The organism is Pseudolysinimonas sp., from assembly GCF_057350545.1.
The window spans coordinates 1-4,098 of record NZ_JBMRCP010000004.1; the positions used below are offsets into that span (position 1 = coordinate 1).

5 protein-coding genes are annotated in these 4,098 nt (G+C 71.5%); all 5 read right to left on the reverse strand.

Annotated elements, in window-relative coordinates; translation table 11 throughout:
• Positions 1-756, reverse strand: a 756-nt coding sequence (locus tag ACO1X9_RS00655; RefSeq protein ID WP_486348900.1) for a carbamoyl phosphate synthase small subunit, incomplete at its 3' end; no start/stop codon positions are given.
• The gene (locus ACO1X9_RS00660; protein ID WP_486348901.1) at positions 753-1,247 is read right to left on the reverse strand and encodes a PH-like domain-containing protein; all 495 of its coding nucleotides are present in this window, start codon (positions 1,245-1,247) and stop codon (positions 753-755) included. The genes ACO1X9_RS00655 and ACO1X9_RS00660, both read right to left, overlap by 4 nt.
• On the reverse strand, positions 1,240-2,538 hold the full coding sequence (locus tag ACO1X9_RS00665) for a dihydroorotase (RefSeq protein ID WP_486348902.1): 1,299 nt from the start codon (positions 2,536-2,538) through the stop codon (positions 1,240-1,242). The genes ACO1X9_RS00660 and ACO1X9_RS00665 overlap by 8 nt, the downstream gene beginning before the upstream one ends.
• The gene (locus ACO1X9_RS00670; protein ID WP_486348903.1) at positions 2,535-3,479 is read right to left on the reverse strand and encodes an aspartate carbamoyltransferase catalytic subunit; all 945 of its coding nucleotides are present in this window, start codon (positions 3,477-3,479) and stop codon (positions 2,535-2,537) included. Before ACO1X9_RS00670 ends, ACO1X9_RS00665 begins: the two co-directional genes overlap by 4 nt.
• Positions 3,476-3,997 carry a bifunctional pyr operon transcriptional regulator/uracil phosphoribosyltransferase PyrR gene (gene pyrR, locus ACO1X9_RS00675; RefSeq protein WP_486348904.1) on the reverse strand — a complete coding sequence of 174 codons (522 nt, stop codon included), beginning with the start codon at positions 3,995-3,997 and terminating at the stop codon, positions 3,476-3,478. The genes ACO1X9_RS00670 and pyrR overlap by 4 nt, the downstream gene beginning before the upstream one ends.
• Positions 3,998-4,098 lie beyond the last annotated feature (101 nt).

Here is a 4,098-nt window from a genome sequence, read left to right on the forward strand (position 1 = left end):
CGGCAGCTCGCGGTCGAGCAGCTCGCGCAGCAGCGCGACGTGGGCGTCGGGCGCCTCGGGATCGCCCGGGCCGTTGGAGAAGAAGGGGGCGGCGGGCTCGATCGCGAGCACCTGCTCGAGCGTGACGTCCTGCGGCAGCACGTGCACCTCGAAGCCGCGCTCGGCGAGGTTGTCGACCGTCGATTGCTTGATGCCGAGGTCGAGGATCGCGAGGTTGCCGATCCGCTCTCCTCGGGCAGGGGTGACGATCGGCTCCGTCACCGACACCTCGGCCGAGAGGTTGAGCCCCGTCATGTCACGACCCGACCGGACGATCGCGAGCTGCTCGTCCGCGGTGAGCGCGGCATCCGCACCGGAGAACACGCCCGCGCGCATCGCGCCGGTATCCCGCAGTCGCCGGGTGACGGCCCGCGTGTCGATCCCCGAGATGCCGACGATGCCGGTCGACTCGAGCTCGTCGTCGAGGGACCGGGTCGCGCGGAAGTTGCTCACGACCCGCGAGGGGTCGCGCACGACGTAGCCGGCGACCCAGATGCGCCGCGACTCCTGGTCTTCGTCGTTCATCCCCGTGTTGCCGATGTGCGGTGCCGTCTGCACGACGATCTGCCCCGCGTACGACGGATCCGTGAGGGTCTCCTGGTAGCCGGTCATGCCGGTCGCGAAGACGGCCTCGCCGAGGGTACGGCCGCGCGCACCGTAGGCGCGTCCCTCGTAGCGGGTGCCGTCCTCGAGGACGAGAACTGCCGGATCGGTCATGAGGTCTCCTCCGAGACGGTGACGAGAGTCGAGAGTGCCTCGACGAGAGCGTCGGGTTGCGCCGACTTCAGGTAGGTGTCGACGGCGGTGTCGCCGAGGGTCCAGGTGACGACGACGAGTCCGTCGCGGCCGACGACCCGGTCGATCGTCCAGGTGGCCCGGCCGATCCCGGAGATCGCTGAACCCGGGATGAACGCATCCGGCTGTCCTGCGATGCCCAGGACGACACCTTCGGGCACCACCGTCACCGCGGCGCGCGACCGGAAGCCGAGCCCGCGCACGGCGATCCTGTCGGTGGGCGCCTCGGCGACGGTCGTCGCGACGTAGAACACGTCGTCGACGAGCAGCGGAGTGCCGAGGGATGCCGGCGGCACGTCGAGCGCGGGCAGCCCGGCCTGGCGACGGCGGCGGGCACGCCAGCCGAGGGCGAGGCCGGTGAACACCAGCAGGACGAACACGACGATGCCGATCGTCGGCGTGACCCTATCCACGGGAGACCTCCTCGGCCTCGCGCAGCGTGCCGTCGAGCACCGTGGGGACGCCTCCGTGGATCGTCGCCACCACGCGGCCCGGAAGCTCGCGGCCGAGATAGGGCGAGTTGATGCTGCGTCCGTAGAGGTGCTCCGTGCCGAACGTGCGCCGCGCGGCCGGGTCGACGAGCGTGAGGTGGGCGGGCGAGCCGAGCGCGAAGGCCGCGTCGTAGCCCTCGAGGCGGCCGATCCGGGCCGGAGCGGAGGAGAGCACCCGCGCCACCCCCGTCCAGTCGAGCAGGCCGGTCTCGACCATCGTCGCCTGCACGATGCTCAGAGCGCTCTCGAGCCCCACCATGCCGAACGAGGCCTCGGCCCAGGCCGCCTCCTTCGACTCGACGGGATGCGGGGCGTGGTCGGTCGCGACGATGTCGATCGTGCCGTCGGCCAGGGCGGCGCGGAGGGCGTCGACATCCTCGCTCCGGCGCAGCGGCGGGTTGACCTTGAAGCGTGCGTCGTAGCCGGTCGCCTCGGACTCGGTCAGCAGCAGGTGATGCGGCGTGACCTCGGCGGTGACGTCGATGCCGCGCGCCTTCGCCCAGCGCACGACCTCGACGCTGCCGGCGGTCGAGAGGTGGCAGACGTGCAGACGTGCGCCGACCGCCTCGGCGAGCAGCACGTCGCGCGCGATGATCGCCTCCTCGGCGACGGCGGGCCAGCCGGCCAGACCGAGCTCCGACGCGAGAGCGCCTTCGTTCATCTGCGCGCCCTCGGTCAGCCGGGGTTCCTGCGCGTGCTGGGCGACGACGCCGCCGAACGTCGTCACGTACTCGAGTGCGCGCCGCATGAGCAGCGCGTCATGCACGCACTTGCCGTCGTCGGAGAACACCCGTACGGCGGCGCGGGAGCGGGCCATCGCGCCGATCTCCGAGAGCCGCTCCCCCGCGAGACCCACCGTGACGGCACCGATCGGACGCACCGTGACGTAGCCGTGCTGATCGCCGAGCGAGGCGACCTGCTCGACGACTCCCCCGGTGTCGGCGACGGGGCTCGTGTTCGCCATCGCGAAGACCGCGGTGAAACCGCCCGCGGCCGCCGCGCGCGATCCCGTGAGCACCGTCTCGCTCTGCTCGAAGCCGGGCTCCCGCAGATGGGTGTGGAGGTCGACGAGGCCAGGCAGCGCCTGCAGCCCGTCGCCGTCGATCACCGTCGCGCCGTCGAGGTCGCCCGGTGCGACGAAGACACCGTCGCGGATGCCGAGATCGACGCGGGTACCGTCGGGCAGCGTCGCCGCCTGGATCACGATGTTCATGCGGCTCTTCCGGTCAACACGAGGTACAGAACCGCCATTCGAATCGAGACCCCGTTGGTGACCTGGTCCAGCACGAGCGAGCGGGCCGAGTCGGCAGCCGCTGCGGAGATCTCGAGTCCGCGGATCATCGGCCCGGGGTGCATGACCATGGTATCCGCGCCGAGCCGAGCGAACCGGGCGTCGTCGAGGCCCCACTCGCGTGCGTACTCGCGCTCGTGGGGGAAGAAGGCCGCGTTCATCCGTTCTGCCTGGATGCGCAGCATCATGACGATGTCGGGCTTCTCGGCGAGCGCGTCGTCGAGGTCGTGCCGCACCGTCGCGGCCCACGTGCCGATGCCCGCCGGAAGCAGCGTCGCGGGCGCGACGAGGGTGACGTCGGCCCCGAGCGTCTCGAGCAGCCAGAGGTTCGACCGCGCGACGCGGGAGTGCAGGATGTCGCCGACGATCGTGACCTTGAGGCCGTCGAGGTCGCGTCCGCGCGAGGCGTCGCCGTGCCGCGCCTTGCGCATCGTGTACGCGTCGAGGAGCCCCTGCGTCGGATGCTCGTGGGTGCCGTCGCCGGCGTTGACGACCGCCGCGTCGATCCAGCCGCCGTCGGCGAGGGTGCGTGCGGCACCCGAGGCGCCGTGGCGGATCACCACGACATCCACGCCCATCGCGGCGATCGTCTGCGCCGTGTCCTTGAGCCCCTCGCCCTTCGACACGCTCGAACCCTTGGCGCTCAGCGTGATGACATCCGCCGAGAGGCGCTTCGCCGCCGCCTCGAAGGAGAGCCGGGTGCGGGTGGAGTCCTCGAAGAACAGGTTGGCGACCGTGCGGCCCTGCAGCGTCGGGAGCTTCGGCACGGCGCGGCGGGCGACGTCGGCCATGTCCTCGGAGACGTCGAGGATGCCGATCGCGTCCTCGCGCGAGAGGTCCCGCGTGCTCAGCAGATGCCTCACGCCTCACCCCCGGCGATCTCGACGAGGTCGTCACCGTCGGTCTCGCGCAGCCGCACGTTGATGCGCTCCGCGACCGAGGTGGGCAGGTTCTTCCCCACGAAGTCGGCGCGGATCGGCAGCTCGCGGTGCCCCCGGTCGACGAGTACGGCGAGTCGCACCGCCCGCGGCCTCCCGTGCGCCCCGAGGGCGTCGAGCGCCGCCCGGATGGTGCGGCCCGAGTAGAGCACGTCGTCGACGAGCACGACGGTCTTGCCGTCGATTCCGCCGTCGGGCACCCGGGTCGGCTGCGGGCTGCGGGTCGGCTGCGAGCGGAGGTCGTCGCGATACATCGTCACGTCGAGGGCGCCGACACGTCCACTGCCGGGTTCGAGGCGTTCGAGGATGCCGCCCAGCCGTTCGGCGAGCAGCACGCCGCGGGTCGGGATGCCGAGGAGCACCAGATCCGAGGAACCGGAGTTCGACTCGAGGATCTCGTGCGCGATGCGGGTGAGGGCTCGCGTGATGTCAGCCTGCTGCAGCCCGGGGCTTGCAGTCTTCCTGCCCTCCTTCCCCGCCTCTCGGGACGGATTTAAAGGTGGTCTGTCTCGTCGATCTTAGCGGCTCAGCCCCAGCGTCGGAG